A 20,991-nucleotide genomic window follows, 5' to 3' on the forward strand; every position below is an offset into this window, starting at 1 on the left:
GCTCCCACATTTGAGCGGGTTACCAAGCCAACAATAATGCTGAGCAAATCCTCATGACCCAGCAAAACCTCTACCTCGGCATCGACTGCGGCACCCAGGGCACCAAGGCGATCGTCCTCGACGCTACCAGCGGCAAAGTCCTGGGCCTGGGCGCTGCCAGCCACACCCTGATCAGCGGCGCCAACGGGCGCCGCGAACAGCACACCCAGGAATGGCTGGACGCGTTCACCGAAGCCACCCACCGCGCCTTGCAACAGGCCGGTGTGGACGGCCAGGACATCCTCGCCATCGGCGTCTCCGGCCAGCAACATGGCCTGGTGCTGCTGGATGACCAGGGCCAGGTATTGCGCCCGGCCAAGCTGTGGTGCGACACCGAAACCACGCCGGAAAACGATCGCCTGCTGCAGCATCTGGGCGGAGAAAGCGGCTCCCTGGAGCGCCTCGGCGTGGCCATCGCACCCGGCTATACCGTGTCCAAGCTGTTGTGGACCCGCGAACAGCACCCGGAAATTTTCGCGCGCATCGCCCATGTCCTGCTGCCCCACGATTACCTCAACTACTGGCTCACCGGCCGCGCCTGCGCCGAGTACGGCGATGCCTCGGGCACCGGTTATTTCAACGTGCGCACCCGGGAATGGGACCTGGCGCTGTTGCGCCACATCGACCCCGAAGGGCGCCTCGAAGCCGCGCTGCCCGAGTTGATCGAGGCCAACCAGACAGTGGGCATCATCCTGCCAGCCATCGCCGAGCGCCTGGGCATCAACCCAAATGCGCAGGTGTCCAGTGGCGGCGGCGACAACATGATGGGCGCCATCGGCACCGGCAATATCGCCCCCGGCGTGATCACCATGAGCCTGGGTTCATCCGGCACCGTGTATGCCTTTGCCGATCAGGCCAACGTCAGCCCCCAGGCGTCGGTGGCAACGTTCTGCTCGTCCAGCGGCGGCTGGCTGCCGTTGATCTGCACCATGAACCTGACCAATGCCACCGGGGTCATCCGCGAACTGTTCGACCTCGACCTGGCGGCTTTCAACGCCCTGGTGGCCGAGGCCCCGATTGGCGCCGACGGCGTGAGCATGCTGCCGTTCCTCAACGGCGAACGGGTGCCCGCCCTGCCCCACGCCACCGGCAGCCTGCACGGTCTGACCATGACCAACCTGACCCGCGCCAACCTGTGCCGCGCGGTGGTCGAAGGCACCACCTTCGGCCTGCGCTACGGCCTGGACCTGCTGCGCCAGACCGGCCTGCAAAGCCAGAGCATCCGGCTGATCGGCGGCGGCTCGAAAAGCCCGGTGTGGCGCCAGATGGTTGCCGATATCATGAACACCGAAGTCATCTGCACCGAACAGAGCGAAGCCGCTGCCCTGGGCGCGGCGATCCAGGCGGCGTGGTGCCAGTCGGGTGAGAGCCTGGCGCAGCTGTGCGAGCGTTGCGTCAGCGTCGACGCGGCCAGCCGTACGCTGCCGGATGCCGGCAGTGTCAGCGCCTACCAGCAAGCTTATGAGCGTTATCAACAGCACGTGGCATCCCTTTAAGAGCGAACGAATATGTATTTGGTATGTGGCGAAGCGCTGTTTGATTTTTTCAGCGAGGACGATGCCAGCGGCAAGGCGTCGAGGGTCAATTACAAGGCAATCGCTGGCGGCTCGCCGTTCAACGTTGCCGTCGGTTTGCGTCGCCTGGGAATCGATGCGGGCTTTTTCGCCGGGATCTCCGACGACTACCTGGGCCGGCGCTTGTTGCAGGTGCTCAAGGACGAAGGCGTGCGCGAGGATTTCCTGCTGGAGTTCGCCGCGCCCACCACCCTGGCAATGGTCGCCGTGGGGGCCAATGGCTCACCCCAGTACAGCTTTCGCGGTGAGGATTGCGCCGACCGCCAGCTGCAACTTGAACACCTGCCGGTTTTGGGCGACGAGGTGCGTGGCGTGCACATCGGATCGTTCTCACTGGTGGTGCAGCCGATTGGCGACACCTTGCTGGCCCTGGTCCGCCGGGAAAGTGGCAAGCGCCTGATCAGCCTCGACCCCAACGTGCGCCTTAACCCGCAGCCGAACATTGAGCTGTGGCGCGAGCGGGTGGCCGAGTTGGTCAAGCACGCCGACCTGATCAAGGTCAGCGATGAAGACCTGCACCTGCTCTACCCTGGCCAGGCACCGGAAAGCATTCTGCAAGGCTGGTTGCAGCACCGTTGCCAGTTGGTGTTCCTGACCCGTGGCGGCGACGGCGCAACCGTGTTCAGCCGTCAGCATAGCAGTTGGTCCGCGCCCGCCGTCAAGGTGGTGATGGCCGATACCGTAGGGGCCGGGGACACTTTCCAGGCTGCCTTGATTGCCTGGCTCACGGAACACCAACTGGACTCCGTCGAGGGCCTGCAACAGCTGTCCCGCGAGCAGATCAGCGGCATGCTCACCTTCGCCATCCGCGCGGCGGCGCTGACCTGCAGCAAGACCGGCCCGGACTTGCCCTACCGTCATCAGCTGGACTGAAAAGCGTCCCACAAAAAACCAATGTGCCATCATGAAAGCCACGTATTACGTGGCTTTCAGCCCTGCTGCCACCGGTCCAAAAAATCTGCACTGTGTCAAAAACTGTACTAGACCGAAAGGCACGTGCAGTTTTTATAACAAAAGCAGGACAGATCCATGGGCAATAGACGGACCTTTCGCAATCGCGCCGTTTTGACTGTCGGCATCCTCTCACTGCATTACATCACGCCCCAACAAGCCCACGCGGCTTGCGTGCTCACCCCGGGCCCGGGCAACGACACCTATACCTGCGACAGCGGCAGCAGCGCCGGCCTCACCGACCTGCTGGGCAACAACACCCTGATTCTGCCGGCAGGCGGTTCCGGCACCATCAATGGCGGCGTCACCTTTGGCGCAGGCCGGGACGCGGTGCAAATCCGCTCGGGGCTGATTACCGGCGCGGTCCAGCAGGGCGCCGGCATCGACGACTTCGTGATGAGTGGCGGGCAGATCCAGTCCCTTGCCCAGGGCGACGGCCGCGACACCTTTTTCATGAGTGGCGGCACCCTCGTCGGCGCGTTTGAAGACGGCGACGTCGCGCAACAGACCGGTGGCACCATCGGCCGGGTCGACATGAAGCTGGACAACAACATTTATGACATGTCCGGCGGGGCGATCCTCGGCAACCTGGTGACCGGTTTCGGCACCGATACCATCATCGTTTCCGGCGGCTCCATTGGGGGCAATATCAGCACCAGCGGCGGTGATGACAGCATTAGCGTGAGTGGCGGCGTGATCAATGGCGAGATCCGCGCCAGTGTCGGCAATGACACCTTCAATTGGGTCAATGGCGGCCAGATCAAATCGGCCGTGTTGATGGGCGATGGCAACGACAACGCCCTGCTCAGTGGCCTCAACGAAACCCTGCTCGGCACCACGCCTTCGATTGACGGCGGCCTGGGCAACGACCAGTTGACCCTCGACAACACCACCTCCAGCACCGCCGCGCGTTATATCGGTTGGGAGACGGTGAACCTCAACAACAACTCGCGGTTTGACCTCGCCGGGGACTTTTTCCTTGGTGACAGCGCCAGCAACACCGGCACCTTCAATATCGACGGCAGCAGCACGCTGGGTGTGACCCAAGGCAGCATCCGCCCCTACACCGCAGGCGCGCTGGCGACCCTCAATAACGCTGGCACCCTCGACATGACCAGCCGCAGCAACAGCGCCACGGATACGTTGACGGTGTATGGCAATTACGTCGGCAACAATGGCCAGCTGTGGCTGCAGTCGGTGCTCGGTGACGACAGCTCCGCCAGCGACAAGCTGGTGGTGTCCGACGGGACCATCAGCGGCCATACGCAAATGACCGTGAGCAACCTGGGCGGCCTGGGCGGCCTCACGCAAAACAACGGGATCGAGGTGGTGCAGGCCCTCAACGGCGCCACCAGCAGCACCGACGCCTTCGCCCTGAAAGGCTCGGTGTCGGCCGGGGCCTACGAATACCTGCTGTTCAAGGGCGGCGTCACCGCAGGCACGGAAAACAACTGGTACCTGCGCTCGTCAGTGGTCGCCGTGCAACCACCGGCGGTTCCGCCGGTACCGCCAACGCCTCCGGTGGTGGTGCCGGTGCCCCCTATCCCGCCCGTGCCGCCGGTGGTTGCCCCGGATGAACCACCCGTGGAACCGCCGACGTCACAGCCTGTTGCGCCGGTCGAGCCCCCTGCTCCACCGCCCAGCCAGGTCGCGGCGGCCAACTCGCCCGAGTCGGCGGCGAGCAATCCGGTGTTGCCAACCGCCATCGCCGGTGCCGAGGCGATCCCGCTGTATCGCCTCGAAGTGCCGGTGTACTCGGTCGTCGTCCCGGCCGCGCAATTAATGACGCTGCAAGCCCTGGGCACCTTCCATGACCGCCAGGGCGAACAGAGCCTGCTCGGCGAGACCGGAGCCGTGCCGGCAGGCTGGGGCCGCGCCTATGGCAGTGACTTCAACAAAAGCTGGACCGGCACGGTGTCGCCGAGTTTCGACGGCTCCATCAAAGGCTATCAGGTGGGCCATGACCTCTACGCCTCCGAGACCAGCGGCGGCCAGACTCAACGCTTCGGCCTGTTCATCGGGCAAAGCCGCCTGCAAGGTGACATCAAAGGTTTTGCGATGGGGTTTGAGGACACCCGCTCCGGGCGAGTGAAGCTGGATGGCGATAACTTCGGTGCCTACTGGAACCTGACAGACCCCAAAGGCTGGTACGTGGACCTGGTCGCCATGGGCACGCGCTTTGACGGTGACAGCAAATCCGAGCGTGACGTGAAGATCGACAACAAGGGCCATGCACTGGCGTTGTCGGCCGAGGCCGGTTATCCCATTGCCGTGTCCGATCACTGGGTGGTGGAACCGCAGGTGCAGGTGATCAACCAACACATAGATATGGACAGCCAGAACGACGGCATTTCCAAGGTCTCGTTCGATTCCCAGGACTACTGGACCGGCCGCCTGGGTGCACGCCTGAAGGGGCGTTACCTGGTGCAGAACACTCCCATAGAACCGTATGTGCGAGTCAACGCCTGGCGCACCTTTGGCGGCAGCGACACGGTGACCTACGACGATGTCGACCGGATTAAAACCGATCACAAGTCATCCACTGCCGACCTGGGCGTAGGGGTTGTCGCCAAGTTGTCGTCCACCGTCAGCGTGTACCTGGCGGCGGACTACAACACCCAACTGGACAGCAATGCGTTTGAAGGCGTCAGCGGCAATGCCGGGGTGCGGGTCAGTTGGTAGGGATGGCTCTTACAGGCCGGCTACTCTCTTTTTACTGCCGCCACAACCTGTCAACTCTGACAGTTGTCATTTCTTTTTTTTGTGCCATAACTCAGGCATGAGAAAGGAGGAGCGAATATGTTATCCGCCATGCAACCCAACAGTCGGCGCACTCAACCAACAGATTCCAGGCCGGGTAGTAGAACGGTCTTTGCAATAACGGTTATAGCTACACTGTTTGCTTGTGGGGGCGTTTTGGCGCAGCCGCTCAATCTAGGCGCCGCTCAAAATACATTCGGGGCTTTTCGTCTGGGTGGTATCAGTACCAACAGCAATATTATTGTTGTCGATTGGGGCGCTCTCAGTACCGGAGACAACAGCGAGAGCGCTTTGTTTTTGCAGGGAACCAACGGGACCGAAACCCTCGGAGGCGCGCTCCTTCAATTCTCACTGCCCTGAAGATCCCGCTTGGCTTGCCGTCCCTGGCCCGAAACGGAGGGAGTCGGCAAGCAACATCCACGTGCCCCCCCTCTCGTCGACTTACGCTTCCTTTGGACAGGTCACCGCCCTCGCCACCACAGCTCCCACCACCGCACCGACCATCGGTGCCAGCCAGAACGCCCACAGTTGCATCAGGTATTCCCCTCCCGCAAATAGCGCCGGCCCGGTGCTGCGTGCCGGGTTGACCGAGGTGTTGGTCACGGGAATGGCCACCAGGTGGATCAGGGTCAGGGTCAGGCCAATCGCAATCGGCGCAAACCCCGCAGCCGAACCGGGACCGGTGACGCGCATGATGATGAACACAAAAAAGAACGTCGCCACCGCCTCAACCACCAGCGCAGCCAGCAAGCTGTATTGCCCCGGGCTCAACTCGCCATAACCGTTGGCGGCGAAAGCGCCCATTTCAAAGCCTGGCCGACCGCTGGCAATCAGCGCCAACACGGCGGCAGCGACAATTGCCCCCGCGACCTGGGCAATGATGTACGGCACCACATCGACGCCCGGCACGCGGCGGCCGACCCACAGGCCGATGGTCACCGCCGGGTTGAAGTGCGCGCCCGAAATGCCGCCCACCGCGTATGCCATGGTCAGCACCGTAAGGCCAAAGGCCAGGGCAACACCGGCAAAACCAATACCCAACTCCGGAAACGCCGCGGCAAGTATCGCGCTGCCACAGCCACCGAACGTCAGCCAGAACGTCCCCAAAAACTCTGCTGCGATTTTCTTTTGCAAACCCAACTCCACCTGATACCAACGCCATCCGATTGATGGACCCGGTGGCGACGGTAGCAAGAGGGATTACCCCGCCTGTATCAGACTTATCTGGTTAACAGGAAAGCTTAGTGTCTATGGCAGCGTTGCAACAACAGCGTCGTCGGTACCAACGCTATCCTCAGCACCTCCCGCCGCGTAGGTGCCATTCGACGATATCGCCGTCAGCCGGCTTTCCTGACCGCCGCTGAATTGTGGAATAGCCACGGTGCCAGTCGTAGAAGTCCAGGTAGCGGCCTGAGCATGCTCACCGGCGTTTTCGCTGGTGAGTGCGACCGTGTTGTTATCACTCAAGCCCACAAAGCCTATGTGCGTACCGCCCGCAAGCACCGGGATCAATTGGGCGATACCCGTCGAGGGGGTCCAAAAAGCCAATTGGCCGTGGCCATTACTGTCTTGGTAAGACACAACGGCATTCCCGTTATTGTTCAACCGACGCCCGGCGATTCGAGGTGTACCCGGCACGCCGCTGATACTGCTCAGTTGAACCGGAGTGGCGCTTGGGCTTGCCCAGTAAACGGCATGGGGCACATCCGGAGCCGAGAAGTGACAGGTGCCGACAAACTGCACAACATCATTGACGCTACTTACGCTGCAACCCGTGCTGCCGGCCGGTATGGGCAACGTCGTAGTAACCAGCGTGCCGAGCAGTCCGGTTTTTTGCACGACTTTGGCGACGGCGTTACTGGACCCAGGATTCGGGCAGTTGAGAGCAACGCTAGGCACTCCATTTATAGGTGTGTTGTTAACGTCGGCGACAATGCAGTTGTCATGCAGCGCGGATACTTGAAGCGGCGCCGTGCTCCCCGAGAACCACAGGACTGCTGTCGCAACATTAGTACCACTTAAACTCGCCCCCCCTAACACATCGCTCTGGTTGAAGGCGGTGATGGCAGTGCGGACTTCGGGCAGCAATCCTGTGCCGAGTACCGAGACCGCTTGCAATGCGGCAGGTGCAGCACTTGGTGTTGAGCTGTTCCAAATTACAGCGGTGGACCGGTTGTCCGCCATTTTGCAGGTCCCGGCTATTTGTCCATTATTGTCGATAGCCAAGGCAGTACAGCCTTGGCCGCTTACCAGCGGCTGCAACGGGACTTCAGTGCCGGCAGTGATCGCGACCCACGCCACCGATGGCCCGGAAGAATTGCCCGGTGTGCAGGTGCCTACCACAACGCCCGAATTATTGACACCCTGGGAAACACATTGCGCCCCGGCGGCCGTTCCTTCCCCGACAAATGTGGCCGCGCTGACCAGCCCCGTATGGGCGATAGCGCCCACCATAGAGAGGGCAAGCGTACTTTTGATCAACTTGTTCATGGCTGTTCTTTCCCTGGGGCCGAATTTCATGGCCGGCGAATGACACTTTTCAAGCGCCGGGGCACCTAAGTTATGGCATAGATTCCAGGGCCAACAACTGTCAAAGTTGACAGGTTGTGCGACGAGAAAAAAAGGCGTAATTGGTTGACTTCGAGCGATCACGGCAATGTCGCGAGCAGCAAATGCGTAGCCGAAATCGCGCTGGATGGGACGCAAGCAGCCGTTGACTCGTCATAACCCGATAGGAGTCTTCCGTGAAAAATGCAATGGTCTGGTTAGTGTGGGGCATGGCGCTGGCGACATCTGCGGTACATGGCGAGCACCTTGATACTGAGGCCCCACTCGGGCTTGTTCCCTTTGAGTCCACCGCTTTTACATTTGATACGCATGTTTTTGACGATGTGCTGCTTAAGGCCGACTTATTTCCCGTCGCAGCAGACTCATATACATCGCCTACCCTACTGCCCAATTGAGAGGCAAGATGAAGCTTTTGTCAGTAAAGCCCCAATTAATCCATGGTTAATCCGCCGGGACGAGAGTTGAATCGACCGCACTCGCACGGCTCCGGCCGTTGCCCAGGGCGGCCGCGGCTTATCACGTTGATAGGCCCGCGAACGACTTGCGGAGAAACACCATGAAACTGCGTACGTTAATGCTCGGTGGCGCCTTTGCCCTGACAGCTGTAACGGGGATGGCGCAGGCTGATACAGCCCCTGTCATCACGCCCTATCACTACGGCGAGAAGATGGATGTGAAGAAGGTACTTGCCATGCACGAAACCGATACCAATGTCTGCAAAGTGATCAACGCCGATATCAAGTACCTGGACAGTGCCGGGAAAGTCCAGGACGTGAGCTATCGCAAAATGTCGGAAGCCTGTGACTTCCAGAACTGATCCAGAGGCAGCCAATAGTGGGCCTGGCGTTTATCCAGGCCCGCAAGTCTTCACTGACTGAAACTCGGCCGTGCGTTTATTTAATAGAAGGGACGCGCTCCGGCTCTCTTGAGTGCCGGGGTATGGGTGTGCTTGAGGTCTTCGCGCAACTCGGTAATCAAGTTGCAGATCGCCCGACTGCTGTCGAGTTTGTTGGCGCAAATGCCGGTGACCACCAGGTCTACCCGGTCATGGTCGATCTCGTGATAAACCTTGACCGTCAACGAGGCGTCTGAGGCCTTGGTGACTTCACAACGTTTAGGCAGGAAACTTCCTTCAATAATGCCGCGTAGTTCCAGATCCGAAAGCATGGCCGACCTCTCCTTTTATGAGATTGCCAATCGATTGTTATCAATATTCCTACTGCCGGCGTCCGCGGTGACACGTTTGCCTTTTGCGCCTTACCAGCCCTAGAAGGCGGCTTCACTTACCCAGCCTACTAGGCTCGTTCGAAACGCGTTGGATCCTTTCCTCATAAGCGACAGCGTTACTTATATAAGTTACGTGGCAGACCGCCATTAACCCATCCGTTCGAGGTGTCAGTGGCCGTATGTGTTGCTCATTCAGAGTTGTAACAAGATCTTATCAAGCATTAAACATGCCGCCGGGCGCACCCGGTTGCGTCCCAGTAAAATCACGGCTTGCGGACAAAAAACATCCCGCCGTTTCATGCATCCTGCAAGAAGCTCCATTGGGCTTCATGCAAATTGAAAGGCTGCGACTTATAAGTGCCTGCACCGCACTTTTGCCCGCCTTTTAAAGGGCTATCCAAACGAGTGACCAGCACTCAATTAAACATTCGTTAGGTTAAACGTTTAACCCGCCTGCGCCGCCACTCGTTCTGCAACATGTCGCAAACTATCGAAGTTGATATTGGCTCCCGAATTGATCGCCACCCATGTTTGGCCCTGGATACCGGTCTTCGCGACTTGCTTGCAGATGCCGGCCACGGCCAGCGCGCCGGAAGGCTCGGTGATCGAGCGAGTATCGTCGTAGATCAGCTTGATGGCGCTGCACAGTTCGTCATTGCTGACGGTGATCACCTCATCAACGTGGTGCCGACAGATTTCAAAACCGTAGGCGCCGATCTGGGCGACGGCGGTGCCATCGGCAAAGCTGTCGACACTCGGCAACACCACGCGCTCGCCGGCACGCAAGGCCGCCAGCAGGCAACTGGAGCCTTCGGGCTCGACACCGATGATGCGCACTTCCGGGCGCAGGTATTTGACGTAGGCGGCGATGCCCGCAATCAGGCCGCCACCGCCCACCGGAACAAAGATCGCGTCCAGCGCGCCCTGCTGCTGGCGCAATATTTCCATGGCCACGGTGCCCTGCCCGGCAATCACCTCAGGGTCGTCAAACGGCGAGACAAAGGTGCTGCCCGTGGCCTCAGCCAACTGCAACGCATGGGCCAGCGCAAAGGGAAAACTTTCCCCGTGCAACACCGCCTCGCCGCCTCGGGAACGCACACCCAGTACTTTCAGCTCCGGGGTGCTGCACGGCATGACGATGGTCGCCTTGATCCCCAGTTCCCGAGCGGCCAGCGCCACGCCCTGGGCATGATTGCCTGCCGAGGCGGTGACCACGCCCCGGGCTTTCTGCTCGGCGCTGAGCTGCACCAGCTTGTTGTAGGCGCCGCGAATCTTGAAGGAAAAGGTCGGTTGCAGGTCCTCACGCTTGAGCAGGATCTGATTGCCCAGCAGCGCCGATAGCGCTGGCGCCGCCTGCAACGGCGTGCGCACCGCCAGGTCGTAGACCGGGGCAGCAAGGATCTTTTTCACGTAGTGCTCAAGCAGCCCCGAATCGTGGGTGTGGCGCGCCGGACGGGTACTCATGGATGTCTCCTGGGTGTTTACAGGGCCCTGGAGACGGAAAAACAAAACCCGCCTCTAGGGCGGGTTTGGGTACAGCCGTGCGCTATCCCGCCAAATGAGGAATGGCGGTAATAATGCTTGGCTGGCAACGAAAGGTTTGAAATGTCATGAATCAAAATTAACCGGGGCCACCGGGCAAGTCAATGGCGAAACGCCAGGCTTTACTCGGAGCATACGAAACGTATACGCTTTGTATATCAACCCTGCACAGTGAAGCTCATGGGCATCGTCAAGATCACCGACCAATTGCACGAACAACTCCGCCTGGCCAGCGCCACCATGGACCGTTCCATCAACGCCCAGGCCGAGTTCTGGATCAAGATCGGCCTGCTCGCGGAACTCAATCCGCACCTGGCCTATAACGACCTGATCAACAAACTGCTGCTGGACAAGCCAGACCTCATCCGGGGGCGCAGCCAATGATCAAGACCGCCGACCAACTCGTGCTCATGCGCGAAGCCGGCCGCCTGTTGGCCAAGGTATTCACCCGGCTCGATGGCTATGTCGCCGCCGGCCAGTCGACGCTTGAGATCGACAGCGCCGTGGAAGCCTTCATCCGTAACGACCTGCAGTCGCGGCCCGCGAGTCTGGGCCAGTACGACTACCCCTTCTGCATCAACACCTCGATCAACGAGGTGGTGTGCCACGGCATGCCGAGTGCCAAGGACGTGCTCAAGGACGGCGATATCGTCAACATCGACATCACCCTGGAGAAAGGCGGCTATATCGCCGACTCCAGCAAGATGTACATGATTGGCAACGTCGCGCCCAAGGCCCGGCGCCTGGTGGAAATGACCTTTGACGCCATGTGGGCCGGCATCCGCCAGGTCAAGCCCGGCGCACGCCTGGGGGATATCGGCTACGCCATCCAGAGCCATGCCCAGAGCAACGGTTACAGCGTGGTGCGTGAATATTGCGGGCACGGCATTGGCCGCGAGATGCACGAAGACCCGCAGATCCTGCACTTCGGCCGCCCCGGTACCGGGATGGAACTGCGCGAAGGCATGGTGTTTACCATTGAGCCGATGCTCAACCAGGGCAGCGCCAAGGTGCGCAGCTTGAAAGATGGCTGGACGGTAGTGACGCGGGATAACAGCTTGTCGGCGCAGTGGGAGCATACCGTGGCGGTGACGCGGGACGGGTTTGAGGTGTTGACGTTGCAGCCTTGAACAGGAACAAGATCACTCGTTCCTGCTGCCAAGAGCACTTGGCTTATATGGGGCTAATGACCTGTTTGAACAATCCTTTGAGCTGCTCATTGCCGGAGTCCACCAGATGGTTGTCATCGTAATAAAGCGGCACACCACCCTTGGACCCCATGCACCGACCATTCGGGCACAAGTAGGGTGTTGGGTCGATAACCTTGACATTGCATTGCTGCGCCGCCACCTCAATGGCACGCATGGCGATGCGATTACGCGTCTGATAGCTGTCCAGTGAAATCGAGATATCCGAGGCGCTCTGGAAAATGCGCTTATGCAGATTCAGGCCTTTGTAGACACTGAACGGCATCTCCGGAATCGGCTTGACGATGTACACCGGATGGTTCTCAGCAATTGAGCACACGGTTTTGGTGTACTCGGCGGTGTAGGTGTCGACAAATGCCTGGTCTTCAAGATGCTCCTTGCCTGGGAAGTAAATGCGATAGGAATTGCCTCGGCTCAAATCCGAGTACAGCGATGCCCGGCTGAACAGGATCACCGGGATGCCTTGGTAAGACGTTTTCAATACCTTCAGTTTTTCGCTGTTAAATCCCTTGCAATTGCTGGCCAGCTCTTTGTCGTACATCTCAAAGTCCTGCAGCGTCGGGCAACCGCCACGCGCCCAGGATAGAGCCGCCTGTTTGTTTTCAATCTGTACCGCGGCGGCTGTTGACTGGGCGTGGCTGTCTCCGAAGAGGATGACCGATACTTCCCCGCTGCCTAACTTGCAATCAGCGGCACCAAATGCATTGGGGAAACACTCTTGCGAGAATAACTTGCTTGAGTATTCAGGGCGGCCTAGATCAACGTAAGCAAACCGGACTCCCGGATGATCCTTGACCACCGACGAGGTGATCGCTGACAACCCAACCACTGCAACCACGTATGACGCATATTTGAAAATGGCCCGCGGTGCCGTGCTCACTTTGCGGGTCTTTGACTCAACGAAGTGATAAGACAGCGCTCCCAGCGCAAACGAAAGCACGATCCCTGCCGCCACGTATGGCCAGCTGCCCAGCAACCCGCACGTGTAAAGGAAAACCACCAGCGGCCAGTGCCACAGGTACACGGAATATGAAAGGCTGCCCGATAACTGCAAGGCTCTGTTGGTGCTGAATAGCGACTGGCTATTGGCAGCAATTACGAGTGCAGTGCCAAGTACCGGCAACAGTGCGAGGTATCCGGGCCAGAGGTCTTGTTCCGAAAAGCAGAAAATACTTACCAGGATCGCGGCAAGCCCTGCGCCTTCGAACGCCAGGCCCATGCGCTTGCCGAGTTGCAGCGGAAATAGGAATACCATCCCACCAACAATCAATTCCCAGGCACGGGTAGGCAGCATGTAGAACGCAACGACCGGATTGTTATCGGTCAGATAAACCGACGCCGCCAGGGAGCCCAACGCCAGCACCACGAGGGCTACTTTGGTTTTTTGCATCCCGAGCAACTTGTGCAGTGCCATCAGCAGCACTGGATAGATCATGTAGAACTGCCACTCGACCGACAGCGACCAGGTATGCAACAGCCAGTTTTCATGTAACGGCGCAGCGAAGTAATTACCGCCCTTGGCAAACATAAAGTTGGAGCTGAAGAACAGGCTGCTTTTGATCGTCCTGATCAGCTCTCGGTAGTCATCCAGAGGCAGGTAGACAAAACCGAAGATCAGCAACCCCACACACAGTGCCAATAGTGCAGGAAAAATGCGCCGGGCCCTTGAGGCGTAAAAGCCCAGCAGCGAGAAACTCTGTTGTAGCAGACCGTTAAAAATAATCCCGGTCATGAGGAACCCGGAAATAACAAAAAAAATGTCAACCCCGACAAAGCCCCCCTGGAATCCACTCACCTTGAAATGGAACAGCACAACCGATATCACAGCGATTGCACGCAGAGCATTTATATTTTTTCGGAATTGCATTCTAACTTTCCATGGCTAGGTCCTTCGCGGGGAGGCATTGTAGTGGCCATGGAGGCGGAATAAAAATGAAATGTAGTATTTCCGTTACGCACTAAACTGCCTTATCCCCTCCTCCCGCAATCCGCTTCAACCCCAACACCATCAACCCCGCCCCCAAGCCCATCGCCGCCATAAACAGCGGATACGAAATCCACCACGGCGTGCCCGCCGTCATCATGCTGAACTCCGACATCCCGCCCACGCTGGCGATCAGGTTCAACGGCAGGAACACCACGTTGATCAACGTCAGCTTGCGCAACAGGTTGTTCATGCTGTTGTTCATCAGGTTGCCCCGGGCATCGATCAGCCCGGAGAACACGTTGGAGTAAATCTCCGCCTGCTTGTAGCACTGGTTGTTCTCGATGATCAGGTCATCGATCAGGCCCAGTGTTTCAGCGCTGAAATGTTCCTTCTCCCCATGGTTGCGCAGGCGCGTCAGTACCGCGCCGTTGCTGTGCAGGGCGTTGATGTAATAGATCAGGCTTTCGCTGAGGTTGAACATCTGCATCAGGTGGCGGTTGCTCATCGACGCGTTGAACTGCTGCTGCAATTCCCGGGCGACCATCTTGATCACCTTGAGGTGGCCCAGGTAGTGGTGGATGTTGTTGAGCAGCAGGTCCAGCAACACATCCAGCGGCGTGCGCAATGGCCGGCGTGCCCCCAGCCCGGAAAGCTGGCTGTCGTCGGTGGCGATCACCAGCAACTGGTCCCCGGAAAACAGCAAGCCGCAGGACGACACTTCAAACACCAGGTTGCCGCCGCCGGAGTAGTTCTCCGGGCGCTTCCAGATCAGGAACAGGTTATCGGGGTGGAACTCGATGCGGGATACTTCGTCCGGGTCCAGCGCCGAGGCCAGGGCATGTTCATCGAGCTTGTAGCAGTCGCGCAGGTACTTGCGCTCGTGGGGGTCCGGATTGCTGAACAGCAGTACGTTCGCGTCGTCCCCCAGGCTGTTGTACAACTTGCCATCGGCTAATTCAAAGCGCTGCATCATCGCGCGTCACCACACCTGGCCTTGACGCTTCAGCTCCAGGCGTCGCACGAACTCCTCCAGTACCAGGGAATACAAATCGTCTTGCAGGTAGGCGTCTTCGATGCCGGCGTCCATGTTGGGGTTGTCGTTGACCTCGATCACCACCACTTTGTCGCCGGATTGCTTGAGGTCCACGCCGTACAGGCCGTCGCCGATCAGATTGGCGGTTTTGACCGCCAGTTCCACCACGGCCTTGGGCGCCTCGTGGACCGCCAGGGTGCGGCACTCGCCGTTGATGTCCTGGCCGATGGCCTTGTGGTTGTAGATCTGCCAATGGCCCTTGGACATGAAGTATTGGCAGGCAAAGATCGGTTTGCGGTTGAGAACGCCAATGCGCCAGTCGTACTCGGTGTAGAAAAATTCCTGGGCCAGCAACAACACAGAATGCTCAAACAGTTCGGCGGTGGCGGTCAGCAGCGCTTGCTGGCTTTCGACCTTGATTACGCCGCGGGAGAAACACCCGTCGGGGATCTTCAGCACCAGCGGGAAGCCAAGGCGCTCGCCCACCCGTTCGAAATCTTCGGGTCGCTCCTTGTAGAGAATTTCGGTGGCGGGCATGCCCAGTTGGTGGCTTTTCAGCAGGTCGGTGAGGTAGACCTTGTTGGTGCAGCGCAGGATCGACGCCGGGTCGTCCATCACCACCAGCCCTTCGCTCTCGGCCTTTTTGGCGAAGCGGTAGGTGTGGTTGTCAACGCTGGTGGTCTCGCGGATCAGCAAGGCGTCGTATTCGGCCAGGCGGGCGTAGTCCTTGCGCTCGATCAGTTCCACATCGATGCCCAGCCCCTTGCCAACCCGCACGAAATTTTCCAGGGCGCGGGCGTTGGACGGCGGCAATTGTTCCTGCGGATCGTGCAGGATTGCCAGGTCATAGCGGGCCAACCGTCGGGAGCGCGGTTGACGCCAGATCTTGCGGCTGAAGTTATCCAGCGCATTCGCAAATTGATCTTCCTGGTCATCACGTAACTTGTGCAATACGCCCGACTTGATGCCTTCGATGTGCCAGCCGTTATTCTTGCGGAACTCAACTAACAGGATCGGACAGGGAAACGCTTCAAACAACTGGCGGGCCAAATCCTGCAAGGGTTCAATATTGGTTCGGCCAAAATAAAGTGTCAGGGTAAAGCCTTCGGTGTTGCTGTAGAGATGATGACTCAAGGCTTTATCGAGGGTTTTATCCAGGTCATCAAGGGCCAGGCCGTAGAGGGATTTCCTGGTCAGTTCGCTGATGGTGCGCACCGACGGAATCACCTTGTGCCCCCGCGCCTCGGCCAGCAGCGAGCAGTAGTAGCCGTGGCCCAGGTACTTATAGCTGCGGCACAGGTTGATCACCTGCACCCGTTTGCCCGTCTCGTTCTCCCGGGTTTGCTCAAGGTATTCCTGGGCGGTGACGATGTCTTCGCTGGGGAAGTACGACGCCCAGTCTTCCTTGCGTTCGACAATGATCACGACTTGACTTGCACTCTTGGGAGGGCTGGAAAAATAACCGCTGGAAGTTATTGTCGCCGCCACTGTTTGCTCGGATACTTCACGCCAATGACCTTGTACCGCTGACATATTGATTGATCCGCTTTAGAGAACTAGACCTTTTCTATTAAGCACGATCTTTTAGAGAAGTCCCGTTTCGTTACGCAACTTTTACGGCGGTCACATGGCTCTTTCCTTTCGCGTTGCAACACCCGATGACGTGCCTGCATTGGTGGCATTGGAACAGCACTGTTTCACCACGGACCGGCTCTCCACCCGCAGCTTCCAGTGGATGGTCAGCCGCGCCCACGGGCACCTGTTGGTGGCAGAAAACGGCGGCGATTTGCTCGGCTACGCTCTGGTGCTGTTCCACCGGGGCACCTCCCTGGCGCGCCTGTATTCCATCGCCATCGCCGAGTCCTCACGCGGCCTGGGGTTGGGCAAGCAATTGCTGACGCGCATCGAAGTCTGCGCCGTGGAACATGACTGCGCCTACCTGCGCCTGGAAGTGCGCACCGACAACCCCGGCGCCATTGCACTGTACGAGCGCAATGGCTACCGGCGCTTTGCCTTGATCAACGACTATTACGAAGACCACGCCCCTGCCCTGCGCCTGGAAAAACGCATCCTCCAGCACCAGGACGCGCGGGCCTTGAGTGTGCCCTATTACCAGCAGACCACCGACTTCACCTGTGGCGCCGCAAGCCTGCTGATGGCCATGGGCGCCCTGGAACCTGCGCGTGTGGCCCAGCGCCGCGAAGAACTGCAGATCTGGCGCGAGGCAACCACCGTATTCATGACGGCCGGCCATGGCGGTTGCAGCCCACAAGGCCTGGCACTGGCCGCCTGGCGCCGGGGCTTTAGGGTGCGCATGCAGGTGAATGTGCGCGGGCCATTATTTCTCGATGGTGTTCGCGACCAGCATAAAAAAGACGTCATGCGCCTGGTGCATGAGGCCTTCGAGGAAGAGTTGGCATTGAGTGATGTTGAGCAAGTGCTCGGCGGCCCGCTGGATTTGCCCCAGGTGCTGCGCGACGGCGGGCAACCGCTGGTGCTGATCAGCAGCTACCGGCTGACCCGCTCCAAGTCGCCCCACTGGGTGATCGTCACCGACTGCGACGAAGACTTTGTGTACCTGCACGACCCGGACGTCGACCACAGCCAGCATCGCCACCCCATGGACTGCCAGCATTTGCCGGTCAGCCACGGGGAGTTCGAGCGAATGTGCCGCTTCGGCAACAGCAAATTGCGCGCGGCGGTGGTGGTGTTCAGGCGACTTGCCTGATCCCGGCCTTGGCTTCCAGTTCGCGCACCAGCGGCAGCACGCGCTGGCCGAAGTACTCGACTTCTTCCTGGAAGTGCAGGAAGCCGGCCAGTACCAGGTCCACGCCCACGGCCTTCAAGGCGACGATGCGCTCGGCGATCTGTTGCGGGGTGCCGATCAGGTTGGTCTTGAAGCCGTCGTTGTATTGCACCAGGTCTTCAAAGGTGGACTTGGCCCAGTTGCCCTCGCCTTCCGGTGAAGCCTTGCCTGCCTGTTTTGCGGCGTCGCCAAACGCATTCACGGCTTCCGGGTCGGCCTGCTCGATGATTTGCGCGAGCACGGCGCGAGCTTCTTCCTCGGTGTCACGGGCGATCACAAACGCGTTGACGCCGACTTTCACCGAGTGATTGTTGGCTGCCGCCTTGGCACGAATATCATCGACCTGGGCCTTGATGCCTTCCGGGGTGTTGCCATTGGTGAAGTACCAATCCGACACCCGCGCCGCCATGTCCCGCGCCGCCCTCGAACTGCCGCCCTGGAAGATTTCCGGGTGCGGTTCGCCCAGAGGTTTCGGTTTGAGGCTGTAGTTGTTGAACCGGTAGAAGTCGCCCTTGAAGGTGAAATTGTCCTGGGTCCAGATGCCTTTCAGGGCGCGGATGAATTCCTCGGAGCGCCGATAACGCTCGTCGTGCTCCAGCCAGTGTTCGCCGATGGCCTGGAACTCGCCCTTGAACCAGCCGCTGACGATATTCACCGCAACGCGGCCATTGGTGAGTTGGTCGATGGTTGCCAATTGCTTGGCCGCCAGGGCCGGTTGCCATGGCCCAGGCAGGATCGCCGCAATCACCTTGAGTTTGGTGGTGGCCGCCAGCAACGCATGGCTGAACGCGACGGACTCATGCTGGTATTCGGCGCCGTAACCGGCAGTGAAACGAATCTGCGTGAGGGCGTATTCAAAGCCGGCTTCTTCGGCCAGTTGCGCCAGCTTGCGGTTGTAGTCGATGCCCCAATGGGTGCGCTGTTCGATCTTGCTGACCACCAGCCCTCCGCTGACGTTGGGCACCCAGTAGGCAAATTTGACGGCTTGCTGACTCATTGGACTGTACCTCGCGGATTGGCATGTACGAGGTGTGGAGCAGCAAGTGTGCCAGTGACCGTGAGAGGCCCGCGCGACAGGCCTTCGAGCGCGGAAACAGACGAAAAGCAGCCTGCTCCGAGCTGTCACCGATTGCAGCGGTTTGTCGATTTGCTGTTGCAGGGCCAACAGTTGAATCGGCACCCACCCCGTAAATACGCGCCTTCGCGCCCGGCATGGACCGTGCAATAGCTCACCTATCTCACTGCCCAGGAACCGTCCCCATGACCGAACATCACGTGATCAATCCGCTGTCCACCGGCGTCGATTATCAAGCCTTGGCCGAACGCTTCCGGCCGATTTTCCAGCGCATCGCCGAGGGTGCCGTAGAGCGCGAACACACCCGCGTCCTGCCCCATGAGCCCATCCGGTGGCTCAAGCAGGCCGGCTTCGGCGCCGTGCGTGTGCCGGTGGAATACGGTGGCGGCGGCGCCTCGCTGCCGCAGTTGTTTGAACTGCTGATCGAACTGGCCGAAGCCGACTCCAACGTGCCCCAGGCCCTGCGCGGGCATTTCGCGTTTGCCGAAGACCGCCTGAACGCCGCACCGGGTGCGGCGCGGGACATCTGGTTCAAGCGCTTTGTCGACGGCGACATCGTCGGCTGTGCCTGGACCGAAATCGGCAGCGTGGCCATCGGCGATGTCGTCACCAAGGTCACTCCGGACGGCGATAAATGGAAACTCAACGGTGAAAAGTTCTACAGCACCGGCAGCCTGTTTTCCGACTGGATCGACGTGTACGCCCAACGCAGCGACACCGGCGGCGACGTGATTGCTGCCACCCGCACCCATCAGCCAGGCGTGGTGCAAAGCGATGACTGGGACGGCTTTGGCCAGCGCACCACCGGCAGCGGCACCTCACGCTTTACCGACGCGGTCGTGGAGGCTGAAAACGTCATCGACTTTGCCACCCGCTTCAAATACCAGACCGCGTTCTACCAACTGGTGCTGCTTGCCACCCTGGCCGGCATCGGCCGCGCGGCCCTCAAGGATGTGGCGCATCAGGTACGCAGCCGCAAGCGCATCTACAGCCACGGCAACGCGGCCCATGTGAGCCAGGACTCGCAGATTCAGCAGGTGGTGGGTGAAGTCGCGGCGCTGGTGTATGCCGCCGAAGCCAGTGCACTGAAGGCTACCCTCCCGGCGCAACGGGCTTACGTGGCAAGGTTCGGCGGGGATGATGCCGTGGAGCACGAAGCCAATGTGGCCGCTGAAATCGAATCAGCCACGGCGCAGGTGGTGGTCTCGGAACTGATCCAGCGCGCCACCACTGAGCTGTTCAACGCGCTGGGCGCCTCAGATGTGCGCCAGGGCAAAGCCCTCGACCGGCACTGGCGCAACGCCCGCACGGTGTCGTCCCACAACCCGGTGATCTACAAGGCGCGAATCGTTGGCGACTGGGTGATCAACGGCACCGAGCCGCCGTTTGTGTGGCAGATCGGCAATGGCCCGGCGCGTTAAAACGCCAGCTTGAAGCCAATCATCACCAGCATGAACGCCAGGCAAGGACGCAGTATCCCGTCCGGAACCTTGCCGGCCATGTGGCTGCCGACGTAAATCCCCGGCAGCGATCCCAGCAACAGGAAGCCCAGCAGCGTCCAGTCCATGTTGCCCATGCTCGCGTGGCCGAGGCCCGCGACCAGGGTCAGCGGTACGGCGTGGGCGATCTCCGTGCCCACCAGGCGCTTGGTGGCCAGGAACGGGTACAGGATAAACAGCGCCACGGTGCCGAGGGCGCCGGCGCCGATGGAGGTCAGGGCCACCATGGTCCCGAGGATCGCGCCGGTGATGATGGTCAGTGCATTGAGGTTGCGCGGCGCCATCTTGTAGTCGTCGCCGGCATGCCGCTGGGCGAAAGCCAGCAGCTTGTTCTTGAACAGGATTGCCGTGGCCGTCAGCAGCAACACCACGCCCAGGGACTGCTTGATCACCGCGTTCAACGCGGCGGGATCAGTGTCCAGGCTCTTGAGGAACCACAAGGTCAGCAACACGGCAGGCACACTGCCCAAGGTCAGCCAGCCGGTGATGGTCCAGTCGATGTTGCGATTCTTGCTGTGAACCAGCACCCCACCGGACTTGGTGATGGCGGCGTACAACAGGTCGGTGCCCACGGCGGTGGCCGGGTTGATGCCGAACCACAGCAGGATCGGCGTCATCAACGAGCCACCGCCTACACCGGTCATTCCCACGATAAATCCAACAATCAGGCCAGCAATCGAGAAACCAAAATTACCTACATCCATTACCACTACCTGCGGCCTTATAAAATTCTGGCCGCAGCATAGCGATTTTTCTTATAACCACTTATATCAAAACGATCT

At 59.8% G+C, this 20,991-nt stretch carries 17 protein-coding genes and 1 pseudogene; 9 read left to right on the forward strand and 9 right to left on the reverse strand.

Going from position 1 to position 20,991, the window contains the following annotated elements:
- The first annotated feature begins 53 nt into the window (after positions 1-53).
- The 3 genes from xylB (at position 54) to P3C29_RS18310 (ending at position 5,246) form a co-directional block, all read left to right on the forward strand.
- Positions 54-1,535, forward strand: a complete 1,482-nt coding sequence (gene xylB, locus P3C29_RS18300) for a xylulokinase (protein WP_275965090.1) — start codon at positions 54-56, stop codon at positions 1,533-1,535.
- 12 nt (positions 1,536-1,547) lie between these two features.
- A complete protein-coding gene (locus tag P3C29_RS18305; protein ID WP_275965091.1) occupies positions 1,548-2,486 on the forward strand; it encodes a carbohydrate kinase in 939 nt (312 codons plus the stop codon).
- A 156-nt stretch (positions 2,487-2,642) separates the two neighbouring features.
- Entirely contained in the window at positions 2,643-5,246 is a 2,604-nt protein-coding gene (locus P3C29_RS18310) for an autotransporter outer membrane beta-barrel domain-containing protein (protein WP_275965092.1), read from the forward strand.
- A 519-nt stretch (positions 5,247-5,765) separates the two neighbouring features.
- On the opposite strand, the gene aqpZ is transcribed toward P3C29_RS18310, so the two are convergent.
- Positions 5,766-6,458: an aquaporin Z gene (gene aqpZ / locus P3C29_RS18315; protein ID WP_201123811.1), complete on the reverse strand. Its 693-nt coding sequence runs from the start codon at positions 6,456-6,458 to the stop codon at positions 5,766-5,768.
- A 114-nt stretch (positions 6,459-6,572) separates the two neighbouring features.
- Positions 6,573-7,814 (reverse strand): hypothetical protein, encoded by a 1,242-nt coding sequence (locus tag P3C29_RS18320; RefSeq protein WP_275965093.1) that lies wholly within the window; start codon positions 7,812-7,814, stop codon positions 6,573-6,575.
- A gap of 254 nt (positions 7,815-8,068) precedes the next feature.
- Here P3C29_RS18320 and P3C29_RS18325 point away from each other — a divergent pair, with 254 nt between their 5' ends.
- Positions 8,069-8,287, forward strand: coding sequence for a hypothetical protein (locus P3C29_RS18325; protein ID WP_275965094.1), 219 nt, complete (start codon positions 8,069-8,071; stop codon positions 8,285-8,287).
- Between the two features lie 161 nt (positions 8,288-8,448).
- Positions 8,449-8,709 carry a DUF2790 domain-containing protein gene (locus P3C29_RS18330; protein ID WP_201123804.1) on the forward strand — a complete coding sequence of 87 codons (261 nt, stop codon included), beginning with the start codon at positions 8,449-8,451 and terminating at the stop codon, positions 8,707-8,709.
- 80 nt (positions 8,710-8,789) lie between these two features.
- On the opposite strand, the gene P3C29_RS18335 is transcribed toward P3C29_RS18330, so the two are convergent.
- Positions 8,790-9,059, reverse strand: coding sequence for a DUF1652 domain-containing protein (locus P3C29_RS18335; protein ID WP_010169634.1), 270 nt, complete (start codon positions 9,057-9,059; stop codon positions 8,790-8,792).
- A gap of 525 nt (positions 9,060-9,584) precedes the next feature.
- Positions 9,585-10,583 (reverse strand): annotated as a pseudogene (gene ilvA, locus P3C29_RS18340) (threonine ammonia-lyase, biosynthetic); the annotation flags it as partial.
- 258 nt (positions 10,584-10,841) lie between these two features.
- Here ilvA and P3C29_RS18345 point away from each other — a divergent pair.
- Positions 10,842-11,045 carry a ParD-like family protein gene (locus P3C29_RS18345; RefSeq protein WP_010169638.1) on the forward strand — a complete coding sequence of 68 codons (204 nt, stop codon included), beginning with the start codon at positions 10,842-10,844 and terminating at the stop codon, positions 11,043-11,045.
- Positions 11,042-11,791 (forward strand): type I methionyl aminopeptidase, encoded by a 750-nt coding sequence (gene map / locus P3C29_RS18350; RefSeq protein ID WP_275965095.1) that lies wholly within the window; start codon positions 11,042-11,044, stop codon positions 11,789-11,791. Before P3C29_RS18345 ends, map begins: the two co-directional genes overlap by 4 nt.
- Before the next feature lie 43 nt (positions 11,792-11,834).
- Here the strand turns inward: map and P3C29_RS18355 are convergent, their stop codons facing one another.
- From P3C29_RS18355 to P3C29_RS18365, 3 genes are all read right to left on the reverse strand, one after another.
- On the reverse strand, positions 11,835-13,736 hold the full coding sequence (locus P3C29_RS18355; protein ID WP_275965096.1) for an acyltransferase family protein: 1,902 nt from the start codon (positions 13,734-13,736) through the stop codon (positions 11,835-11,837).
- A gap of 91 nt (positions 13,737-13,827) precedes the next feature.
- Positions 13,828-14,769 carry a magnesium transporter CorA family protein gene (locus tag P3C29_RS18360; RefSeq protein WP_275965097.1) on the reverse strand — a complete coding sequence of 314 codons (942 nt, stop codon included), beginning with the start codon at positions 14,767-14,769 and terminating at the stop codon, positions 13,828-13,830.
- A gap of 6 nt (positions 14,770-14,775) precedes the next feature.
- Positions 14,776-16,362 carry a RimK family protein gene (locus tag P3C29_RS18365; RefSeq protein ID WP_010169643.1) on the reverse strand — a complete coding sequence of 529 codons (1,587 nt, stop codon included), beginning with the start codon at positions 16,360-16,362 and terminating at the stop codon, positions 14,776-14,778.
- A gap of 94 nt (positions 16,363-16,456) precedes the next feature.
- Between P3C29_RS18365 and P3C29_RS18370 the strand changes: the two genes are divergently transcribed.
- Positions 16,457-17,557, forward strand: a complete 1,101-nt coding sequence (locus P3C29_RS18370; RefSeq protein WP_275965098.1) for a GNAT family N-acetyltransferase/peptidase C39 family protein — start codon at positions 16,457-16,459, stop codon at positions 17,555-17,557.
- On the opposite strand, the gene sfnG is transcribed toward P3C29_RS18370, so the two are convergent.
- Entirely contained in the window at positions 17,541-18,632 is a 1,092-nt protein-coding gene (gene sfnG / locus P3C29_RS18375; protein ID WP_010169645.1) for a dimethylsulfone monooxygenase SfnG, read from the reverse strand. The genes P3C29_RS18370 and sfnG overlap by 17 nt on opposite strands.
- A gap of 263 nt (positions 18,633-18,895) precedes the next feature.
- Here sfnG and P3C29_RS18380 point away from each other — a divergent pair, with 263 nt between their 5' ends.
- Positions 18,896-20,131 carry an acyl-CoA dehydrogenase family protein gene (locus tag P3C29_RS18380; protein WP_275965099.1) on the forward strand — a complete coding sequence of 412 codons (1,236 nt, stop codon included), beginning with the start codon at positions 18,896-18,898 and terminating at the stop codon, positions 20,129-20,131.
- Here the strand turns inward: P3C29_RS18380 and P3C29_RS18385 are convergent.
- Complete coding sequence (locus tag P3C29_RS18385; protein ID WP_201123796.1) at positions 20,128-20,913, reverse strand: sulfite exporter TauE/SafE family protein; 786 nt, start codon at positions 20,911-20,913, stop codon at positions 20,128-20,130. The two genes, P3C29_RS18380 and P3C29_RS18385, sit on opposite strands and share 4 nt — an antisense overlap.
- Between the last annotated feature and the right edge of the window lie 78 nt (positions 20,914-20,991).

The sequence above is a fragment of the Pseudomonas sp. 1912-s genome (genome assembly GCF_029269205.1).
GTDB lineage: Bacteria > Pseudomonadota > Gammaproteobacteria > Pseudomonadales > Pseudomonadaceae > Aquipseudomonas.

Bases quoted from the DNA above. Each gene is read 5' to 3' on its own strand.
- P3C29_RS18305 (WP_275965091.1), top strand. From the start codon at position 1,548: ATGTATTTGGTATGTGGCGAAGCGCTGTTTGATTTTTTCAGCGAGGAC.
- map (WP_275965095.1), top strand. From the start codon at position 11,042: ATGATCAAGACCGCCGACCAACTCGTGCTCATGCGCGAAGCCGGCCGC.
- P3C29_RS18345 (WP_010169638.1), top strand. From the start codon at position 10,842: ATGGGCATCGTCAAGATCACCGACCAATTGCACGAACAACTCCGCCTG.
- P3C29_RS18335 (WP_010169634.1), bottom strand. From the start codon at position 9,059: ATGCTTTCGGATCTGGAACTACGCGGCATTATTGAAGGAAGTTTCCTG.
- P3C29_RS18320 (WP_275965093.1), bottom strand. From the start codon at position 7,814: ATGAACAAGTTGATCAAAAGTACGCTTGCCCTCTCTATGGTGGGCGCT.
- P3C29_RS18360 (WP_275965097.1), bottom strand. From the start codon at position 14,769: ATGATGCAGCGCTTTGAATTAGCCGATGGCAAGTTGTACAACAGCCTG.
- P3C29_RS18370 (WP_275965098.1), top strand. From the start codon at position 16,457: ATGGCTCTTTCCTTTCGCGTTGCAACACCCGATGACGTGCCTGCATTG.
- P3C29_RS18355 (WP_275965096.1), bottom strand. From the start codon at position 13,736: ATGCAATTCCGAAAAAATATAAATGCTCTGCGTGCAATCGCTGTGATA.
- sfnG (WP_010169645.1), bottom strand. From the start codon at position 18,632: ATGAGTCAGCAAGCCGTCAAATTTGCCTACTGGGTGCCCAACGTCAGC.
- P3C29_RS18385 (WP_201123796.1), bottom strand. From the start codon at position 20,913: ATGGATGTAGGTAATTTTGGTTTCTCGATTGCTGGCCTGATTGTTGGA.
- P3C29_RS18365 (WP_010169643.1), bottom strand. From the start codon at position 16,362: ATGTCAGCGGTACAAGGTCATTGGCGTGAAGTATCCGAGCAAACAGTG.
- P3C29_RS18380 (WP_275965099.1), top strand. From the start codon at position 18,896: ATGACCGAACATCACGTGATCAATCCGCTGTCCACCGGCGTCGATTAT.
- xylB (WP_275965090.1), top strand. From the start codon at position 54: ATGACCCAGCAAAACCTCTACCTCGGCATCGACTGCGGCACCCAGGGC.
- P3C29_RS18330 (WP_201123804.1), top strand. From the start codon at position 8,449: ATGAAACTGCGTACGTTAATGCTCGGTGGCGCCTTTGCCCTGACAGCT.
- P3C29_RS18310 (WP_275965092.1), top strand. From the start codon at position 2,643: ATGGGCAATAGACGGACCTTTCGCAATCGCGCCGTTTTGACTGTCGGC.